The sequence below is a fragment of the Dapis brunnea BLCC-M229 genome (assembly GCF_050015995.1).
In the GTDB taxonomy this organism is placed as follows: Bacteria; Cyanobacteriota; Cyanobacteriia; order Cyanobacteriales; family Microcoleaceae; genus Trichodesmium.
In genome coordinates this window covers 24,868-26,779 of the sequence record NZ_JBNHEP010000204.1, presented here as the reverse complement: position 1 = coordinate 26,779, position 1,912 = coordinate 24,868, and the positions used below count along the sequence as shown (strand labels likewise).

The 1,912-nt window shown below is 40.7% G+C and carries 1 protein-coding gene; it reads right to left on the bottom strand.

Features of this window, described 5'->3' with window-relative positions; genetic code table 11:
* Window positions 1-104 precede the first annotated feature (104 nt).
* Window positions 105-1,912: CHAT domain-containing protein (locus tag ACP6PM_RS22810; protein ID WP_426588671.1), on the bottom strand; the 1,808-nt coding region annotated here is incomplete at its 5' end.

The window sequence follows — 1,912 nt, the reverse complement described above, 5'->3', positions numbered from 1 at the left end:
GCTATATCGCTTGATTTGCCATGCGCTATATATAGTGTCTTTGCGTAAGTCCTGTATAAGTGATTATCTGCAATTCGTAGCTCCCCCGGAGGGGGCACATAATATTACCACGGACTACCAATCATCATAAACCCTGACCAATAATAAGGATGAGATAAATTTTGATTTTCAAACTTCCCTAATGCTGGGGGTAACACCACTGCACCACGAATACCTGGTCCCCTTAACTCCCCTTCTGCAATAACTACTTCCCCTCGCAACATTGCTAACTGCGCTTGTCTGAGCGCTTCTGCCTTAATCTTGGCATTATTCAAATGAACATAAAATTCTGTCATTAACCCTAATGTTCCTTCATCACTCACATACCAAATACTAGCTAAAGCTGATTTGACTCCTGCTGCTACTGCTAATCCCGCAAATCCTAATTCGGCATTTTTGTCTCCCACAGCAGTGCGACAAGCAGATAATACTAACAATTCTACTGGGGGTTCATTCCACTCTAACTCTCTAATTTGGTCTAACTTTAGTTGGTCTGTTCCCCAGAGCTGAATGTAGGAGTTGTTGGCTTTTCCTGGTTTGAATTCTGCATGAGTGGCTAAGTGAATGATCGGATAGGGATAATTTTCTCGTTGATCTAACAAGTTATTGCGGGTAAACTCTTCATTGATGAATTTGCTGCCTTGCCATAACTTTTGAGAAATAGTTTCTAACTCTGTGGGTACTGCTGGTAATTTACTTTGCTCAATGAATTCACTCGCTCCCATTGCTAATACCTGAGTATCTTGAAGTGGTTGGTAGTTGGTATCCATTAAGCTGATACTAGGAATTAAACTGAGGCTGTATTTTTCTATCAGAAATTGTTCCCCATCGTGTAATGCTGCTATAGGTAAGGCACGCAAACCTTCATCCATGCTGAAGAGTAGAGTATTGATATTGGCGGCTTCTAGTTCTGCTGCTATGGGTGCGATGAGCCAATTATATAATTTTTTGGCTGGTGGCAGATAGCTATTCGTATAACGACGGGCGGGATTTGTAATTTGTGCGCGTAACCTTAACACAGCTTTCATTAGTTCTTTGCGGTTAACTTCGGGAATGGTTTTGAGTATGGGGTCGCTACCTGGTGTATATAATACCAGTTGTACTTCGTCTGGGTAAACGGTGACATAGATAATGGCTGAGTTATTACCTGTTTGACGGGCAATATCAATTAGCACTTCCCGAATATTTTTTGTGGATGTAATTTGATTTGATAGGTCTTTCTCAAAGTAGTCTGCAAATTCATTGTTGCGAGTTTGTTCTATGGTTGTTAATGTTTGGGAATTTGCAGCTACAGTTAGGGGTATACTATTCACAATATTAATGTTTTGTAAAGCGGTAGTGGTATCTGTGTTAATGTTGACTTCCTGGGTATCGCTCTGTTGGTCTGGGAGATTAGGATTATTGGTGGTTGTGATAGTGCTGTTACTTTGCACTGACTCGACAATTTGAGTAGTAACAGGATTTAATACTTGATTGTTAGACGGAGGAATATTTTCATTTATGGGAGTTTGAGTTACTGTGGGTTGCACTGGGTTAGTTGGAGTTACTGGAGTTACTGTGGGTTGCACTAGGTTGGGTGAATTCTCTGCAGTTACTGTGGGTTGCACTAGGTTGGGTGAATTCTCTGCAGTTACTGTGGGTTGCACTAGGTTGGGTGAATTCTCTGCAGTTACTGGTGTCTGAGGTAATAATTGTGGCAAACTATTATCTATTAGTGTTGATGGAGATGGATTAATTTGAATGATTTCTCCAGTATTAATTTCTCCTCCTGGTTGGTTGATGATATTTGTTGTATCTCCTATAGCAGTAATATCTCCGGTATTGACATCCCCACCAGCAATATTATTTACAGTTGCATCACCTTCTCCAGTAA